Origin of the sequence: Novosphingobium sp. (assembly GCF_039595395.1) — a bacterium.
Lineage (GTDB): Bacteria > Pseudomonadota > Alphaproteobacteria > Sphingomonadales > Sphingomonadaceae > Novosphingobium.
Map to the genome: position 1 here is coordinate 1,225,534 of NZ_JBCNLP010000001.1, position 15,827 is coordinate 1,241,360.

A 15,827-nucleotide genomic window follows, 5' to 3' on the forward strand; every position below is an offset into this window, starting at 1 on the left:
GCATGATGCGCCGGAGGGTCAGGGGAAACCGCGCAAGATGATCGAGACCGTCCGACAGGCCCTGCGCGATGCGGGGCATGGTGACACCATCCTCGCCTTTGCCGAGGGCACGCGCAGCGCTCAGGATGCGGCGCGGTCCATCGATTGCTCGGTGGCGCAGATCGCCAAATCCATCGTCTTTCGCGCCGGTGAGGAGGTCGTGCTGGTGATCGCTTCGGGCGCTCACCGGATCGACCGGGGCAAGGTCGCCGCGCTGATCGGCCTGCCCGTCAAACCCGCCGATCCGGCCTGGGTGCAGGAAAAGACCGGCTTTGCCGTGGGCGGTGTCGCCCCGGTGGGCCATGCCTGCCGCGTCGTCACGGTCATCGACCGCGAACTGCTGGCGCTCGACCCGCTGTGGGCGGCGGCGGGTTCGCCGATGCATGTCTTCCGCACCACGGCAGAGCAGTTGATCGCCATGACCCAGGGCACGGTCGGTGAGGTGAAGCAGGACCTTTAATGGCCCCCGGCAGCCCCCGTCGCCTTGGTCTTCAGGTGATGCACGCTGCGCCACACCACGAAGATCAGCACCGGGATCAGCAGGGCGTCGGTCATCTCCGGCAGATGCAGCCCGGCATGGCCCAGCGCTTCCTCCAGATGATGCAGCAAATTCAGCGCGTAATAGCTGATCGCGAAGACCGAGAGGCCTTCCACCGTATGCTGCAGCCGCAGTTGCAGCTCGGTGCGCCGGTCCATCGAGGCGAGCAGGTCGCGGTTGCGCCGCGCCAGCGCCGTATCGACGCGGGTGCGCAACAGGTCGCTGGTCCATGCCGCCTGACGCGACAGGTCGTCGATGCGGCGGCTGAAGGCCTCGCAACTGCGCATGGCGGGCAGCAGGCGCCTTTCGGTGAAATCGTCGAAGGAGCGATAGCCCTCCACCGGTGACACCGCGAGGCGCCGGATGCGGTCGATGCAGATCTCCGAATAGGCGCGCGTCGCGCTCATGCGATAGCGGGTCGAGGCGGCGATCTGGGCCAGCGAGGCGCTCAGCGCCGTGAGCTGTTCGAGGATGTCGCCATCATCCGTATCGGCCTGCGCCACCTGTATGGTGATGGCGGTCAGTTCCTTTTCCAGCGCGGTGATGGCGGGCGTGGCCGCCTGCGCCTCGGGCAGGCCCAGCAGCGCCATCTTGCGGTAATTGCCCAGTTCCAGCACGCGCTGCAGCAATTGCGAGGCCTCGATGCCGGTCATGCCGCGATCATGGATCAGCAGGCGGCCGCAGCCATCGGGGTGGAGGCGGAAATCGCTCCACAGCCGGGCCTTGCCATGCGCCGCGTCCGAGATGATCAGATCGTCGAAGGCGAAATGGGCATGGACCGTCGCTTCGGAGGGCTCATGGCGCACGAGGCTGATATGGCTGGAGCGGATGATGCTGCCCGGCAGCGCCGCGATCCAGTCGGACACCTCCGCGAAGGGGGCCAGATCGAACAGCTCGCCCTCATGGCCGGGGGCGATGAAGGTGTAGGTCATGAACTCCGCATGGCGTTCCCAGGCAAAGCCGAGCGCCCCGAATGGCCGGGTGAGGAAGCGGATATCCTCGGCCAGCGGCGGCCCGTCGGGGGCGAAATGCCGGCTGAGCAGCGCCAGACCCTCGCGCGCGTCCTGCGGGCTGGCCAGCATCACGATCTGCAGCATGCGCGCCGGGGCGACGACATGGGGCATCTTGCGCACATGCATTTCGGTGGAAAGCGAGGCGCGCAGCGGGTGGTTCCGCTCGGGCTCTATGAAGGGGAACGGGGTGGTGGAGACGGCCGGATCGGTCCCTTCACGCATGATGTCTGTGCAACCTCGCATCGGATTGGGAAACAGCTTCGAAGATCATCGCACCGGGCGTAAGGCGCGATGGTTACGGGCGCATAACACACAATGCGCGCGCGGGGAGTTGGGCAAAGGGTCCATGGGGGCGAAGGGTAAGGTTCAGATCGCCATGCCGCCCCATGCCTCCACCCAATGGGCGAGACGCTTTTTCAGCGCGTGATCGCGTCCGAAGCGCAGATCATCCTGCTTCAGGCGCTCCACCACCTCGAAGGTGAAGGCCTGCGCGCCATGCTGATGCCACGCCTCCTGCAAGGCGCGATGCGGGTTGGCGCCCTGACGCAGCGTGAACCACAGGCGGTTCTGGATCGTGGCCAGATCGGGCGCCCTGCCGATCCACAGCTGGTCCGTGGCGGTGCAGCGCAGGGCGTAGATACCCGCCTCCACCTTGCGTTCCTTATAGGCGGTCAGCGCGGCGCGCCTGTCTTGCGTGGTCATATCGTCTCCATCCATCCGGAAAGAGGGGGCTTATATTATCCGGGTATATTGACTCGCAAGTGGCAATCATTCATCCGGGCATAATAATGCCCATTGCCATCAAGGAACCATCTTCATGCCTGTTGTGAGCGCCCATGGCATCGATCTGGCCTATGAGAGTTTCGGCGATGAGGCGGCTCCAGCCTTGCTGCTGATCGCGGGGCTGGGCACGCAGATGATCCGCTGGAGCGAGGATTTCTGTACCAGACTGGCTGGGCGTGGCTTTCGGGTGATCCGTTTCGACAACCGCGATTCAGGTCTCTCAACGCATATCAGCGATGCGCCCGCGCCCGATTTCGCGGCGCTGATGGCGGGCGGACGCCCCGTGGTCCCCTATGCGCTGGCTGATATGGCGCAGGATGCCCTTGGCCTGCTCGATGCGCTGGCGATCGAGCGCGCCCATCTGGTCGGCCGCTCGATGGGTGGCATGATCGCGCAGATCATCGCCGCCTCAAACCCGGAGCGGACGCTCTCGCTGACCTCGATCATGGCCACGACCGGCAATCCGGCCCTGCCGCCTCCCGCGCCGGAGATCATGGCGATGCTGCTGGGCCCCACGCCCGATCCCATAAGCGATGCGGCGGCCTTCCTGCGGCACCGTCTGGCGTTTGCCCGGTGCATCGCCGCCCCCGGCCTGCCTTTCGACGAGGCGGAGCATCGCGCGCTGGCTCTGGCGGAACTGCGCCGGGGCTGGCAGCAGGGCGCCACCGCCCGCCAGATCGCCGCCATCGCGGTCGATGGCGACCGTCGTGACAGGCTGGCCCACGTCACCGCGCCCGCGCTGGTGATCCATGGCAGTGCCGACCCGCTGTTTCCGCTGCCTCACGGGCAGGACACGGCCTCGGCCATTCCCGGGGCCCGCTTCATGCCGGTCGAGGGGATGGGGCATGATCTGCCCGCACCGTTCCACGCCGCCGTGATCGATGCCATCGCGCAAGTGACCGGAGGGGCTTAGCCCACCCTGACCCAGATGGCGGAGGCATCGTCGCTCGGCTTGAAGCGGGGGTAGAGATGCGATTGCGCATCGTCACGCTCGATGGCGCGCAACTCCTCGATCAGCGCGGTCAGGCCGCGCCGGGGCAGCGCCTCGAACAGGCTGGCCGGGTCATAGAGGCCGTAAGCATCGAACAGCGCGGAAAAGCCGTCGGACATCAGCAGCAATTCGTCACCCTTGCGCACCGGCATCTCGCGATAGCTGGTCGCCTCTCGCGACTCCTGCGCGTCGACCCCCAGCACCCGCCGCTTCGGGCGGTTGCGCGCCGCGCGCCGGTCCGCCAGCACCTCGGGCGAGCGCACGCCGCCTGCCGTCGCCCCCGCGCCCAGGGCCAGAGCCGCCGCCTGCTCGCGCCGCCGGTCAGGTTCGGGCGTGACGAAGGAAACTTCGCCCCCACGACGATGCAGTACGGGGCAATCGCTGGCATAGGCGCAGCGCAGCACATCGCCCTCCAGCGACACCACCGCGAAGGCGGCGCTGGGGATTTCCCACAAGGCGAGGGGGTCGCGCTGCTTCTCCCGGTGATAGGTGGCTTCCACGAGCTCGAATACGCTGTCGCAGATCGTCTCCAGCGGGCCAAAGGCCTGCGTGAAGGCCCGGTCCGCCGTCGCGGCCAGCCATGCCGCCCCGCCGCGCGATCCCAGCAGGCCGGGTTCGCCCAGATCGGTGGCGCCGTCGATCACCCATGCGTGGCGGTCGCCGCAGCCGAGGCGGTCGTCATTGGCGACCTCGACCTTGCCGGCGATGCTCGCCATCTGGATCAGGTCGAGATGCAACATGGGGGTCACCTTCAGGGAATCAGGAATGGGCCTGATATCAGAATGATGCGTGATCCTGCCCGCGGCAAGGGGGCGTGGGATCAATCCTCGCGCTGCTGCAGATAGGCGGTGGGCGAAACGCCCAGCAGGCGCCGGAACATGGCGGCAAAGGCGCTGGGGCTGTCATAGCCATGCTCCAGCGCGACCTCCAGCACCGAGGCGCCCGAAGCCAGCCGGGGCAGGCTGAGCAGCAGGCGGGTGCGGCGCAGCCAGGCGCCGAAACTCATGCCCAGTTCGCGGTGAAACAGGCGGGCCAGCGTGCGGGCGCTGACATGGATCTCCTGCGCCAGCCCCTCCAGCGTGACGGTCGCCGCGGGATCGGCAATGATCCTGTCACACAGGCGCATCAGCCGGGGATCGCGCGGCAGGTGGATATGCAGGTCGAGGCGGGGGGCGGCCCCGATCTCGTCGAGGATCAGTTGCATCACCCGCTCGTCCCGCCCGCCTGAGGGGTAATCGAGCGGGATGCGCGTGGCGGCCACAATCGCCTCGCGCAGAAAGGGCGAGACCGCGATCACCTCGCAGGCCCGAGGCAGGTCGGTGCGCGCATCCTCACGCACGAAAACAGTGCGCATCGAGACGTCGCCCGCGATGCGGATGGCATGGTCCTGCCCGCCGGGCATCCACACCGCGCGGCCCGGCGGCACGACCCAGCTTCCGTCCCCGCCGCTGACGGTCATCACCCCGCTCAGCGTGTGGATCAGTTGCGCGCGGGCGTGGCGATGGGGGGCGATATGCTCGCCATGGGGGTGATCGCTGGCCAGCGCCGTGACGGGCGTGGGCGCGCGGTCGCAATCCTCATGGGTGCGCGGCCGGTGGAGAGACAATCTGTCCATACCGCGACGACAGATGTCATTCCCGCGCGAGAAGGGCAAGCCTGTTGCGGTTACGGACAGGGGCTCCCAGCCATCGAGTGAAACGCTGTGCCCGACCCTTCTTTCCGCCGCGCGATCTGTGCTGCCCTGTCTTCCACCTTGCTGGCCGGATGCGTCTCCGCGCCCAAGGCGCCGCCTGCCTCGACCATCCCCGTGCCGGAGCGCTTGACCGACCAGCCTTTTTCCGGGGCGCCCGTTTCGGCATGGTGGCGGCTCTATCGCGATCCGGCGCTCGATGCGCTGGTGGACGAGGCGCTGGCCAACAACCGCGATCTGCGCGCGGCCTCGGCCCATTGGCAGGAGGCGCGCGCCCTGCTCGGCAAGGCGAAGGCCGAGCGTCTGCCCATCACCACCCTGTCCGCTGGCGTGGGCGAGGGCAGCACGCTTCAGGACCAGATCACCACCGCATGGCTGGGCACCAGCACGATCCGCACCGGCCCGCGCTACGATCTGGGCGGCGATGTGTCCTGGGAGCTGGATCTGTCCGGGCGGCTGAAGGCGCAGCAGCGCGCCGCCCAAGCCGATGCTCAGGTTTCGGCGGCTTTGCTCGATGGCGTGCGGATTGCGGTGGCGGCGGATGTGACCGGCGCGTGGCTGCGCGCCTGCGGGTCGGCGCATCAGGCGGCGGTGGCGCGCGATCGGCTGGCACAGGCGAGGCAGGGCCGTGATCTGGCCGAAGCCTTGCGCGCATCGGGTGCGGCTGTGCCCGCCGATGTGCTGCGCGCCGATGCCGAGGCGGACGCCATCGCCGCCACCATCCCGATGCTGGAGGCCGCGCGCCATGATGCGCTGGCCGAACTGGCGGTGCTGTCCGGTCATCTGCCGCAGGAGGTGCCTCCAGCCGCCGCTGCCTGCGCGCGCCTGCCCATGCTGGCTGCCGACGTGCCGGTGGGCGATGGTTATGCCCTGCTGCGCCGCCGCCCCGATCTGCGCGCCGCCGAGCACCGGCTGGCCGCCAGCACGGCGCGCATCGGTGTGGCGGTGGGCGATCTCTATCCGCATATCGCGCTGAGCGCTCAGCAGGCGGTGTCCTCGCCCACGCCGGGCGGGTTGGTTGCGCGCAGCAATATGGTCTGGCGGATCGGGCCGCTGCTCGACTGGAGTTTCCCGAACATCGGCGTGGCGCGGGCGCGGGTCCGTCAGGCGCGTGCCGGAGAGGTCGCGGCGCTGGCCGCTTATGATGGCGCGATCCTCATGGCCTTCAAGGAGGTCAATCAGGCCGCGCGCGATTACGGCGCGGCGCTGGAGCGGCAGGCGGCCTTGGCCCATGCGGCGCGGCGCAGTGCCTTGGCCGATGATCTGATGCGCCGCCAGCGCGCGGCGGGCGGAGCGACGGCGCTGGAAGCTCTATCGACACAGCGCGGCGCCAGTGAGGCTGCCGCTGCTTTGGCGTCCGCCGATCTGGATGTCGCAGCGGCGCAGCTCCGCCTGTTCAAGGCGCTGGGCGGCGGGTGGGAGCAGGCTCCCCCCCGTCAGCCAGCCCGATCTTTCCCGAACCCCTTCCGCAGGTGATCCCCGCCATGACTGAAACCACCCCATCCTCCTCCTCGGCCAGACGCCGTCTGCTGGTGCTGGCCGCCTCGGGCGCTGTTGCTGTGGGGGCCCTCGCTTTTGGCGTCCATTGGTGGACGCAGGGCCGCTTTCTGATCGAGACCGACAATGCCTATGTCCGCGCCGATGTGGTGACCATCGCGCCGCGCGTGGCGGGCATGATCGTCGCGGTTGCAGTGGCGGACAATCAGCGGGTGAGGGCCGGGGATATTCTGGCGCGCATCGATGATCGCGATTACCGCATGAAGGTGGAACAGGCCCAGGGCGCTTTGACCGAGGCCGAGGCAGGCGTTGCGGAGGGGCAGGCGCGGATCGCCAATCTGGATGCGCGCGCGGTGCAGCAACGCAGCCTGATCGCGCGGGATGCCGCCGCCACGACCGCGCGCGAGGTCGAGGCGCATCTGGCCGCATTGCAAGCCCAGCGTCAGGATACTCTGGCCCGGCAGCATGTCACCAGCGACCAGTTGCAGCAAAGCGCTCAGGCTGAGCGCAGCAAAAGTGTTGCCGGGGTGGCGCAGGCGCGGGCCACGCTGGCTGCCTCCCGCGCACAGGTACAGGTGCTGGCCACCGAGCGCGAGGCCGCCATCGCCGATCTCGCCAAGGCGCGGGGCATGCTGCAGCAGGCGCATGCAGCATTGGCTGCGGCAAGGCTCGATCTGGAGCGCACGGTGATCCGCGCGCCGGTCGATGGCACGGTGGGGCAACGGGCCCTGCGGGTGGGGCATTATGCCGATGTCGGCACGCCGCTGATGGCCGTGGTGCCGATGGCGCCCTATGTGGTGGCAAATTACAAGGAGACCCAGACCGACCGTATCCGCCCCGGCCAGAGGGTTGAGGTTTCGGTGGATGCTCTGGGCGGCGCGGTGCTGAAGGGGCGGGTGGACAGTCTCGCGCCCGCCTCCGGCGCGCAATTCGCGCTGCTGCCGCCGGACAATGCCACGGGCAATTTTACCAAGATCGTCCAGCGTATTCCGCTGCGGATTCGTTTCGATGGGGGGCAGGCAAGGTTGGACGATCTGCGCCCCGGCATGTCGGTGGAAACCAGCGTGGATACGCGGCCATGAGCGTGGCGCCGCAGGCCGATCACGTCTCCCTGCGCGGCTGGGTGGCGGTGCTGGGGGGCGTGGTGGGCTGCTTTATGGCGGGGATGAATGTGCATGTCACCAATGCCTCGCTGCCCGATGTGCGCGGGTCTCTGGGGGCGTCCTTCGAGGAAGGATCGTGGATCACCACCGCCTATCTGGTGGCCGAGATCATCGTCATCCCCATGACCGGCTGGCTGGTCAGCGTGTTTTCGATGCGGCGGGTGCTGATGGTGGGAACGGGGGGCTTTGTGGTTTTCTCGATCCTCTGTTCCACCGCGCCCGATATCACCACGATGATCGCGGCGCGCGCCTTGCAGGGCGCGTTCGGCGGCGTGCTGATCCCGCTGTCCTTGCAGATCATCGTGACGGAACTGCCCGCCTCGAAGCATCCTTTCGGCATGGCGTTGTTTGCGGTGTCAAACAATGTGGCGCAGGCGGCGGGGCCCTCGCTGGGGGGCTGGCTGACCCAGGCCTATAGCTGGCGCTGGATCTTCTATCTTCAGGTGCCGCCCGGCCTGTTGCTGCTGGCCGCCATCGGCTGGGCCATGCCGCGCGGGGAGGCGCGCATCGAAAAGCTGCGCGAGGGCGATTGGGCCGGGATCGCCGCCATGGCACTGGGGCTTTCGGCCTTGCAGATCATGCTGGAAGAGGGCGGGCGCAAGGACTGGTTCTCGTCCAGCTTTATTGTCGAGGCCGGCATGGTTGCTGTGATCTGCCTGCTGGTCTTTATGGTGATCGAGTTGAGGCGCAAGAACCCGTTGATCAATCTGCGGCTGCTGGCGCAGGGGAATTTCGGGCTCGCCAGCCTGATGCAGTTCATCTTCGGCGCCATCGTCTTTGGCGTGGTCTTTCTGGTGCCCAATTATTTCGCCGAGACGCAGGGTTACAATGCGCAGGACATCGGCATGACGATGATCCCTTACGGCCTGATCCAGTTCGTCATGTCCTTTGCCACGCCGCGTCTGATGCGCTGGACCAGCACGCGCACCATCATCATCGCGGGCTTCGTCATCATGGCGGCGGGCTGTTTGATGAACATCCATCTCGACGGCGATGCGGCGGCCAATGTGATCGTGCCCTCGCTGGTGGTGCGCGGGGTGGGGCAGAGCTTTATCGTGGTGGCACTGGGCGTGATGGCGATGCAGGGCATGGCGAAAGCCGAACTGGGCTCGGCATCGGGGCTGTTTTCCACGGTGCGCAATGTGGGCGGGGCGATCGGCATCGCTCTGGCCAGCCAGTTCGTGGTCGAGCGCGAGAAGCTGCATGCCGCCCGCATCGGCGAGGCGGTGACGCCCTTCTCGCAAGCCCTGCAGCGCCGCATGGTGGAGGCGGCGGATGTGCTGATCGGCCATCCTGTCGACAGCCATGCCGCGCTGCAGGGCAAGGCTGCCGAGCCGGTGCGTCAGCAGATCCTCGCGCTGATCGATCGCAACCTTCATCATGAGGCACTGCTGCTGGCCTATAGCGATGCCTTTCTGGTGGCTGGGGGCTGCATGCTGCTTTGCGCGGCGGGCAGTCTGCTGCTGGGGCGGAGCAAGTCGTCATGAGCGTTATGTTGTCATCGCGGAAACAAGCTGATAATCGTGGCCGTGCATGTCGGAGTTCGGTGCTGTGATCCTGAAGTAAAAGCATTCGCGCGACTGTCGCCTGTATTCTGGCAGACATCGCGCATGCCCGGCCCGCTTGAGGCCCGATCCTTACAATCCGGCAGAACAGACCCTCGCCGCATCATGGCGCGCGACACTGCGTCTGTCGGACACAGATCCGAGATGCATGATGCAAGATCAAACCCACGATATCCTCGCCCATAATCAATCCGCCTGGGACAAACAGGCCGCCAGCAACTGCGCATGGTCGCAACCCGTTTCCGCTCGGACCATCGCAGAGGCCCGCGCGGGGCTATGGTCGGTGCCCCTGACGTCCGGCACCTTGCCCGCGCACTGGCTCGGCGATGTGCAGGGCCAGCGCATCCTCTGCCTTGCCTCGGCGGGAGGGCAGCAGGGGCCGGTGCTTGCGGCGGCGGGCGCGCAGGTGACGGTCTTCGACGCCTCGCAAGGCCAGCTTGAGCAGGACCGCATGGTGGCGGCGCGCGACGGCCTGTCCCTCGCCACGGTGCAGGGCGATATGCGCGACCTCTCGGCCTTCGAAGACGCCGCCTTCGACATCATCTTCCACCCGATCTCGAACCATTACGTGCCTGATGTGCGCCCGGTCTGGCGCGAAGCTTTCCGCATCCTGCGCCCCGGCGGCAGACTGCTGGCCAGCTTCTACAATCCGGTGATCTTCGTGGAGGATCGCGATCCAGCGCTGGCCGCACAGGGCCTGATCCGCCCGGCCCACACCATCCCCTATGCCGACACGCGCGATCTGGCGCCCGACAGGTTGCAGGCCAAAATGGAGGCCGGAGAGGCGCTGGTCTTCGGCCACAGCCTCACCGATCTGATCGCGGGACAGATCGCGGCGGGCTTTCTGATCGCAGGCTTTCAGGAAGACCCGGCGCCCACGCCACGCTTCACGATCGACCGCTATCTGCCGACATTCCTCGCCACGCTGGCACTGAAACCCTAGGGGTCCGAGCGCGCGGCAGGCCGGGTGGAGCAAGGTCGCTTCACCCGGCCCGCGATTAAGCCGATCTTCAGCGTAAAGTGTCAGGCGCGGGAAACCAGGTCGATTGACCTCCCTGCAAAGGCGCGTCTCTATCCCCTGACATGAAGTTCTCGTCCGGAGCCTATCATGTCATTGAGTAGTATCACCTCCGTCCTGGTCCCCGCGCAGTCGAAACCGGCCAGTTCCTCGGGCACCGGTGCGGCATCCGCGAGCCCGGCCAGCAGCCCGTCATCCACCACCACGGACACGAAAGACAACTCGACCCCGGCGGCGAGCAGCGGCAGCAGTTCCGGTTCCAACTCCTCGGCGGTGGTGTATCAGCCCGCGCCAGCCCCGAGCGAATCCCCGACCTATACGGCCCCGGCTTCCTCCTCCCAAGGCACGCCCGCGGCGTCGAGCAGCGCTTCATCCGGCAGCAGCGATCAGGCCAGCGCGTCCAGCCCTGCATCGGCATCAGCCAGTCCATCGCCCGCCGCAAGCAGCACGGCCACGCCCGCTCCATCCCAAGCGGGCGCCGCGTCAGGATCGGGCAGCACCTCAAGCGCAGGGGAGAATGCATCCGCATCGCCCGCGACCAGGGCCGAGGATGATAATGACACCGCCTCGACCCCGTCACCGGCGGCGTCCGCTGCCGCGCAGCAGGTCGCTGCCCAGCAGGCGGCCAGTCCTGCTCCGACCACGACGAGCGCGCCCGATACGACCGGGAGCAGTGCGTCCGGCAATCAGGCGACTGTAACGGCTGTCGCATCGTCATCCAGCGCGTCACCCGCCACCTCCGGCACGGCACCCTCGCAGGGGCAGGCTGGGGCCAGCGCCAATCCGGCCAACGTCCAGTCGAGCGTGTTTACCCCTGCCGAAAAGCAGGCCTATGCGGTTGCCGGTCGCTCGCCGCTGGAAAAGGATACGGAGCAGGCCGCAACCCTGTCCGCCGGGCAGATCTGGGCCCAGCAGGCCTATGCGCTGTCCGGTGATGCTTCGGCGGGGCAGAACCAGCAGACTTCGCGGCTGGTGCGCTATATCTGATCGGCGGTCCGATCAGCCTGCCATCATCCCCGCTGTGCCGCGCGGATGATGGCGGCGAAGCGCCCGGCCTCGAGGCTGGCATGGCCGACCAGAGCGCCGTCGACATCGGGAATGCGCAGGATCTCGCCCGCATTGCCCTCATGAACCGAGCCGCCGTAAAGGATGGGCACGCGATCCGCCGCCACGCCCGGCACCGCCCGCAGCGTTTCGCGAATAAGGGCATGCATGGCGGCGATGGCGTCCGCATCGGGCAGCAGGCCGGTGCCGATCGCCCAGACCGGCTCATAGGCGATGGCCAGCCGCGCGCTGGCTTCGGGATCGCCCGCGATGGCGGCCAGAGCATGAGACACCTGCCGCCGCACCGTCTCCCCGGCCAGCCCGGTCTCGCGCTCGTCCCGGCTTTCGCCCACGCAGAGCAGCGCCCGCAGCCCGCTGCCCAGCGCGGCGCCCAGCTTGTCGCGCACGATCTCGTCGGTTTCGCCAAAGCCGGTGCGGCGCTCCGAATGGCCCAGAATGACGAAGCCGGCACCGGCGTCGAGCAGCATCGGGGCTGAAATCTCGCCGGTGTAGGGGCCATCGGGCAGGGCGTTGCAGGTCTGGCCGCCGATCGCGATGTGCCCCGCCGCCTGCGCCCCGGCATGGATCAGCGTAAACGGCAGCGCCAGCGCGACATCGACTCCATCACAAGCCTGCGCGGCCGCGTCGATCTCACGAACGGTGGCGAGCGAGGAACGCATCCCGTGCATTTTCCAATTGCCGACGATCCATGGTCGCCGTGCCGCCTGCCTGCTCATTCGAAACCCTCGTTATGCCCGTTGGCTCGCTTTGTCGGGGGATCAAGGGGATGGCAAGAGGGGGGAAGGATAAACGCAGGGGGCCATCGCCCCCTGCACCCCCGTTACGTCTCCCGACGAAGCGGCAGTGGCACACGATCCTTGCGTGTAACCTCCCTGCGCCGCAGGCAGTCGATCGTCCAGTGATGGGCTGCGCATGGATTTCTTGCCTGCGGCGCGGCAAGTCTGGCGCAACGCCGAAAGCGATGCACAAGGTCGACATTCATGGGAGCGCGAGGGTGTAACACCCTCGCATCTGTCTTTCTTCCCTCAAGCCGCCAAAGTCATCGCCATCCCATGCCGATGTGCGATTCTGAACTGCTTCATCTGCTCGGCCAGGTCCCCGGCCAATTGCGACAGATTGTCGGCGGCGGCGGCGCATTCTTCCACCATGGCGGCGTTTTGCCGGGTGAAGCCGCCCATATGCTCCATATTGGCGTTGGCGGCACTGACGCTGCTGAGCTGCACCTCGCTGGCGGCCGAGATGCTCTGCGCCAGATCGCTGATCTCGCCCATGCGCGCGGTGATGCGGTCGAGCGCCTGCTCCATATGGTCGACCAGCCCCACGCCGGTCTCGACCTGACGGATGCCGGCACCGATCTTCGTCTTGATGTCGGCGGCGGCCTGGGATGAGCGCACCGCCAGCGCGCGGACCTCGCTGGCCACCACCGCAAAGCCCCGGCCTGCCTCGCCCGCGCGGGCCGCCTCGACCCCGGCGTTGAGCGCCAGAAGGTTGGTCTGGAAGGCGATGCCCTCGATCACCCAGATGATCTCGGCGATTTCGGAGGAGGAGCGCTGCATGGCATGCATGGATTCCATGGCCTGACGGATCACCGTGCCGCCCGCATCGACCTCGCCGCGGAACTGGTCGATCACGGCGGTGGCCTGCCGGGCGGAGCGCGTCGTCTGCTGTGCCTGCGCGTTGATGTCCTTCACCGCCTGCGTCATCTGCGCGAGGCCAAGGGCCTGCCGCTCGGTCCGCTCGGCCAGATCGCGCGAGGCGGAGCGGATTTCCTCGGAGCCGACATTGACCGCGCCGGTGCTCTCCGACACGGCGGCGAAAGCGGTGCCGACCCGCTGCATCGCCCGGTTGAAATCGGCCTGCAACTGCGCGAACATGCCATCGAAGCGGCCTTCCAGCGTGGCGGTCAGATCGCCCTGTGCGATGCGGGAGAGGCACTGCGCCAGCGCGGCGACGGCGCGGGCCTGCTCATCCTCGACGTGGCGCTTGGCGATGGCATTGTCCCGGAAGACCTCCAGCGCGGCCTGCATCTGGGCGATTTCGCGCGTGTCGCTCGAAGCCTGCGCAGGCGCGGCCAGATCGCCTCCGGCCAGCGCCGCCATATCGCCGCGCACCGCCTCCAGCGGCAGGCCGACGACACGCCGCGCCGTGCGGTCGAACTGCCAGATCAGCAAGCCGATCAACACCACGGCGGTCAGCAGCAACATCATCTGGGTGCGGCGGGCCGGAGCCATCACGGCGGACATCGGCAGGTCGACCTGCGCGGCCCATTGCTCCTTGAAGCCGGGGAAGCGCACCGGCGTCTCGACCCGCATCACCGGGCCCAGCACCGGATCATTGACGATGGCGAAGTCGCCGCTGCTCTTGGGCCCCTGCTTGCCGAGCAGCTTCCTGTCCGCATTGTAGACATAAAGGCGCGTGGCCGAGAGCAGGGTGATCCGCCCGCCGAACGGCACCCGGATGCGGCCGACCAGCGTCTGCAGATCATCGAGCGCGCGGTCGCCGCCGATCACCGCGACGGCGTGGCCACCTTCGATGATCGGCCATTCGACCGAGGTCATCAGCACCGGCCGGTTGCCGACCATATAGGGATAGGGCTCGATCAGGATCGGGCCGGGGCTGCGCAGCGACTGATAGTAGAAATCGGAGGAGGGGCCTTGCAGGTAATCCTTGACCGGATCGAGGGCCAGCCTGCCCTGGGCATCATGATGCCAATAGGGGATGAAGCGGCCGGTCTTGTCATGGGCCACCTCATGCACGAAATCCTTGTCATGACCGTCGAAGGCATCGGGCTTCCAGATCGTCCATGTGCCCAGCAGATCGGGGTTGTCGGCCAACGTGTTGCGCATGATCTCGCGGTAATAGGCGCGGTCGCGCAGGCCTGCCGCGCGGGCGGCCTTGAAGGCGGCCTGCTCGCCCGAGATCACGCCGATGGTCTCGCGGAATTCGGCGCGCACCTCGGCGGCGGCCTGCACGGCGACGACCTGGCTGATCTGGCGCGCCTGACGGCGGGCAGAGGCCTCGAAGATGACCGAGGTGATGAGCAGCGACACCGAGACGATCACCGCAATCACCACGGCGGCCCGGAAACTCAGCTTCGAGGATAGGGTCTTGAGCCGTTGCGGGCCGGGCATGGGGCAGTCTCCTGCCGCCTTGAATGCCGATTTTATGCGAAAATCCGGTGAGCAAGGGCATCAGGGTTCGGCGCAGGACCTTGTTAGCATGTTGTAGAATGTTGCAGATTCGCTTGCGATCAGCGCACCATCGGCGCCGCCGTGAAATCGCCCCAGGAGGGACGATCAGCGCGCATGCTGTGCGTGAGGAATAGCCGTGAAACCTTGGCTAAAGCTTTGGATCGGCAGGAAAATTGGTGGGCCCGGCAGGATTCGAACCCGCGACCTAGCCGTTATGAGCGGCCAGCTCTAACCGCTGAGCTACAGGCCCCACCGGTCTCATGCCCGTTAGCCGGGCAAATCCCATCAGGCAAGCACCACCGATGCCATGATCTCTTTCACCGATGTCGGCTTGACCCGCGCCGCGATCAGGCGGCTGAACACCGCGCGCCACCAGTCATACATGCGGTCCAGATCCTGAGGCGTGCGGACATAGGGCGTGTAGCCGGGGCTCAGCGACGGGCTGTGGAACGACAGCACCACCACCGGCAATTGCGCCGCCACCGCCAGATCGACCGCGCGCAAGGCCTCGGCGATGGTTACGCCCTCTGGGGTCAGCGGAATGCGGTCGAGCAGGCGCAGGCGGGCCATCAGCCCCTGCATCCGCCCCATGCGCGACATTTTCGGGAACAGCTTCTGCCCCCATTGCCGCATGCCCCCGGCGAAGACCGAGGTCAGCGGCAATTCCATCAGCGTGCGCGCTTCGTCCACCCACCAGGGGCGCAGGCCCAGATGGCTGTAATCCGGCCCGCCCCAGCCCGAATAGTCGAAGCGCGAGCGCACCGATGTGTCGATGGCAATCCCCGCCTCCTTCAGGATGGCGGCGGTGTTGGGGCCGGTGCCATAGCGCCCGGCGCGATAGATCAGCGGCTTGACGCCGAAATTGCGCTCGATCGTGTCGTGCAGCTCCATGAACTTGGCGCGTTCAAGTTCGTAGGGAAGATTGCCCGCGAAGCTGTTGTGCTGGTTGACCTCTTCCTCATGCGGCGGGTTGACCCAGGGGTGAAGCTGCACCCCGATCTCGGCCTTGCCCTGCGCCAGCGGCTCGCGCAGCACCTCGGCGGCCAGAGGCGAGGTGGCGATCGGGTAGTCGATCAGATAGACCGGCACCACGCCGAAGCCACCGCAAAATTCCTGAAACTTGGTGATCCAGCCCACCGTGTCGACCGTGTGGCCGCTGGCGCGCAGCGGCTTGGTCCAGTCGAACTCTTCCTCGGTGTCCACGGTCAGCAGAAAGCGCTGGCCCATGCCGTCCTTGAAACGCACCAGAGCGTTCTCGCCGGGTGCGTCGCTCA

General features: G+C 67.2%; 14 protein-coding genes and 1 tRNA gene. 7 read left to right on the plus strand and 8 right to left on the minus strand.

Annotated features, from left to right (window positions below):
• Positions 1-37 precede the first annotated feature (37 nt).
• Positions 38-499 carry a YbaK/EbsC family protein gene (locus tag ABDW49_RS05845; protein ID WP_343610411.1) on the plus strand — a complete coding sequence of 154 codons (462 nt, stop codon included), beginning with the start codon at positions 38-40 and terminating at the stop codon, positions 497-499.
• Here the strand turns inward: ABDW49_RS05845 and ABDW49_RS05850 are convergent.
• Positions 496-1,812 carry a DUF3422 domain-containing protein gene (locus ABDW49_RS05850; RefSeq protein ID WP_343610412.1) on the minus strand — a complete coding sequence of 439 codons (1,317 nt, stop codon included), beginning with the start codon at positions 1,810-1,812 and terminating at the stop codon, positions 496-498. The two genes, ABDW49_RS05845 and ABDW49_RS05850, sit on opposite strands and share 4 nt — an antisense overlap.
• 144 nt (positions 1,813-1,956) lie before the next feature.
• The gene (locus tag ABDW49_RS05855) at positions 1,957-2,292 is read right to left on the minus strand and encodes a GIY-YIG nuclease family protein (RefSeq protein ID WP_343610413.1); all 336 of its coding nucleotides are present in this window, start codon (positions 2,290-2,292) and stop codon (positions 1,957-1,959) included.
• A gap of 115 nt (positions 2,293-2,407) precedes the next feature.
• Between ABDW49_RS05855 and ABDW49_RS05860 the strand changes: the two genes are divergently transcribed.
• Positions 2,408-3,286, plus strand: coding sequence for an alpha/beta hydrolase (locus ABDW49_RS05860; RefSeq protein ID WP_343610414.1), 879 nt, complete (start codon positions 2,408-2,410; stop codon positions 3,284-3,286).
• Here the strand turns inward: ABDW49_RS05860 and ABDW49_RS05865 are convergent.
• On the minus strand, positions 3,283-4,104 hold the full coding sequence (locus ABDW49_RS05865) for a hypothetical protein (protein WP_343610415.1): 822 nt from the start codon (positions 4,102-4,104) through the stop codon (positions 3,283-3,285). The two genes, ABDW49_RS05860 and ABDW49_RS05865, sit on opposite strands and share 4 nt — an antisense overlap.
• A gap of 80 nt (positions 4,105-4,184) precedes the next feature.
• Entirely contained in the window at positions 4,185-4,970 is a 786-nt protein-coding gene (locus tag ABDW49_RS05870) for a helix-turn-helix transcriptional regulator (RefSeq protein ID WP_343610417.1), read from the minus strand.
• Between the two features lie 96 nt (positions 4,971-5,066).
• On the opposite strand from ABDW49_RS05870, the gene ABDW49_RS05875 reads away from it, so the two are divergent.
• The 5 genes from ABDW49_RS05875 (at position 5,067) to ABDW49_RS05895 (ending at position 11,284) form a co-directional block, all read left to right on the plus strand.
• Positions 5,067-6,530, plus strand: a complete 1,464-nt coding sequence (locus ABDW49_RS05875) for a TolC family protein (RefSeq protein ID WP_343610418.1) — start codon at positions 5,067-5,069, stop codon at positions 6,528-6,530.
• 8 nt (positions 6,531-6,538) lie between these two features.
• Positions 6,539-7,633, plus strand: coding sequence for an HlyD family secretion protein (locus tag ABDW49_RS05880; protein ID WP_343610419.1), 1,095 nt, complete (start codon positions 6,539-6,541; stop codon positions 7,631-7,633).
• Positions 7,630-9,201, plus strand: coding sequence for a DHA2 family efflux MFS transporter permease subunit (locus ABDW49_RS05885; RefSeq protein ID WP_343610420.1), 1,572 nt, complete (start codon positions 7,630-7,632; stop codon positions 9,199-9,201). Before ABDW49_RS05880 ends, ABDW49_RS05885 begins: the two co-directional genes overlap by 4 nt.
• 226 nt (positions 9,202-9,427) lie before the next feature.
• Positions 9,428-10,222 (plus strand): class I SAM-dependent methyltransferase, encoded by a 795-nt coding sequence (locus ABDW49_RS05890; protein ID WP_343610422.1) that lies wholly within the window; start codon positions 9,428-9,430, stop codon positions 10,220-10,222.
• Between the two features lie 165 nt (positions 10,223-10,387).
• Complete coding sequence (locus tag ABDW49_RS05895) at positions 10,388-11,284, plus strand: hypothetical protein (protein WP_343610423.1); 897 nt, start codon at positions 10,388-10,390, stop codon at positions 11,282-11,284.
• Between the two features lie 23 nt (positions 11,285-11,307).
• Here the strand turns inward: ABDW49_RS05895 and tpiA are convergent, their stop codons facing one another.
• The 4 genes from tpiA to ABDW49_RS05915 all read right to left on the minus strand — a co-directional run bounded on the left by tpiA (position 11,308) and on the right by ABDW49_RS05915 (position 15,780).
• Positions 11,308-12,078 carry a triose-phosphate isomerase gene (gene tpiA / locus ABDW49_RS05900; protein ID WP_343610424.1) on the minus strand — a complete coding sequence of 257 codons (771 nt, stop codon included), beginning with the start codon at positions 12,076-12,078 and terminating at the stop codon, positions 11,308-11,310.
• A gap of 309 nt (positions 12,079-12,387) precedes the next feature.
• Positions 12,388-14,493, minus strand: coding sequence for a methyl-accepting chemotaxis protein (locus tag ABDW49_RS05905; protein ID WP_343610425.1), 2,106 nt, complete (start codon positions 14,491-14,493; stop codon positions 12,388-12,390).
• Positions 14,494-14,727: 234 nt separating this feature from the next.
• Positions 14,728-14,803: transfer RNA gene (locus ABDW49_RS05910), tRNA-Ile, on the minus strand.
• A gap of 35 nt (positions 14,804-14,838) precedes the next feature.
• Positions 14,839-15,780 (minus strand): polysaccharide deacetylase family protein, encoded by a 942-nt coding sequence (locus ABDW49_RS05915; RefSeq protein WP_343614167.1) that lies wholly within the window; start codon positions 15,778-15,780, stop codon positions 14,839-14,841.
• Between the last annotated feature and the right edge of the window lie 47 nt (positions 15,781-15,827).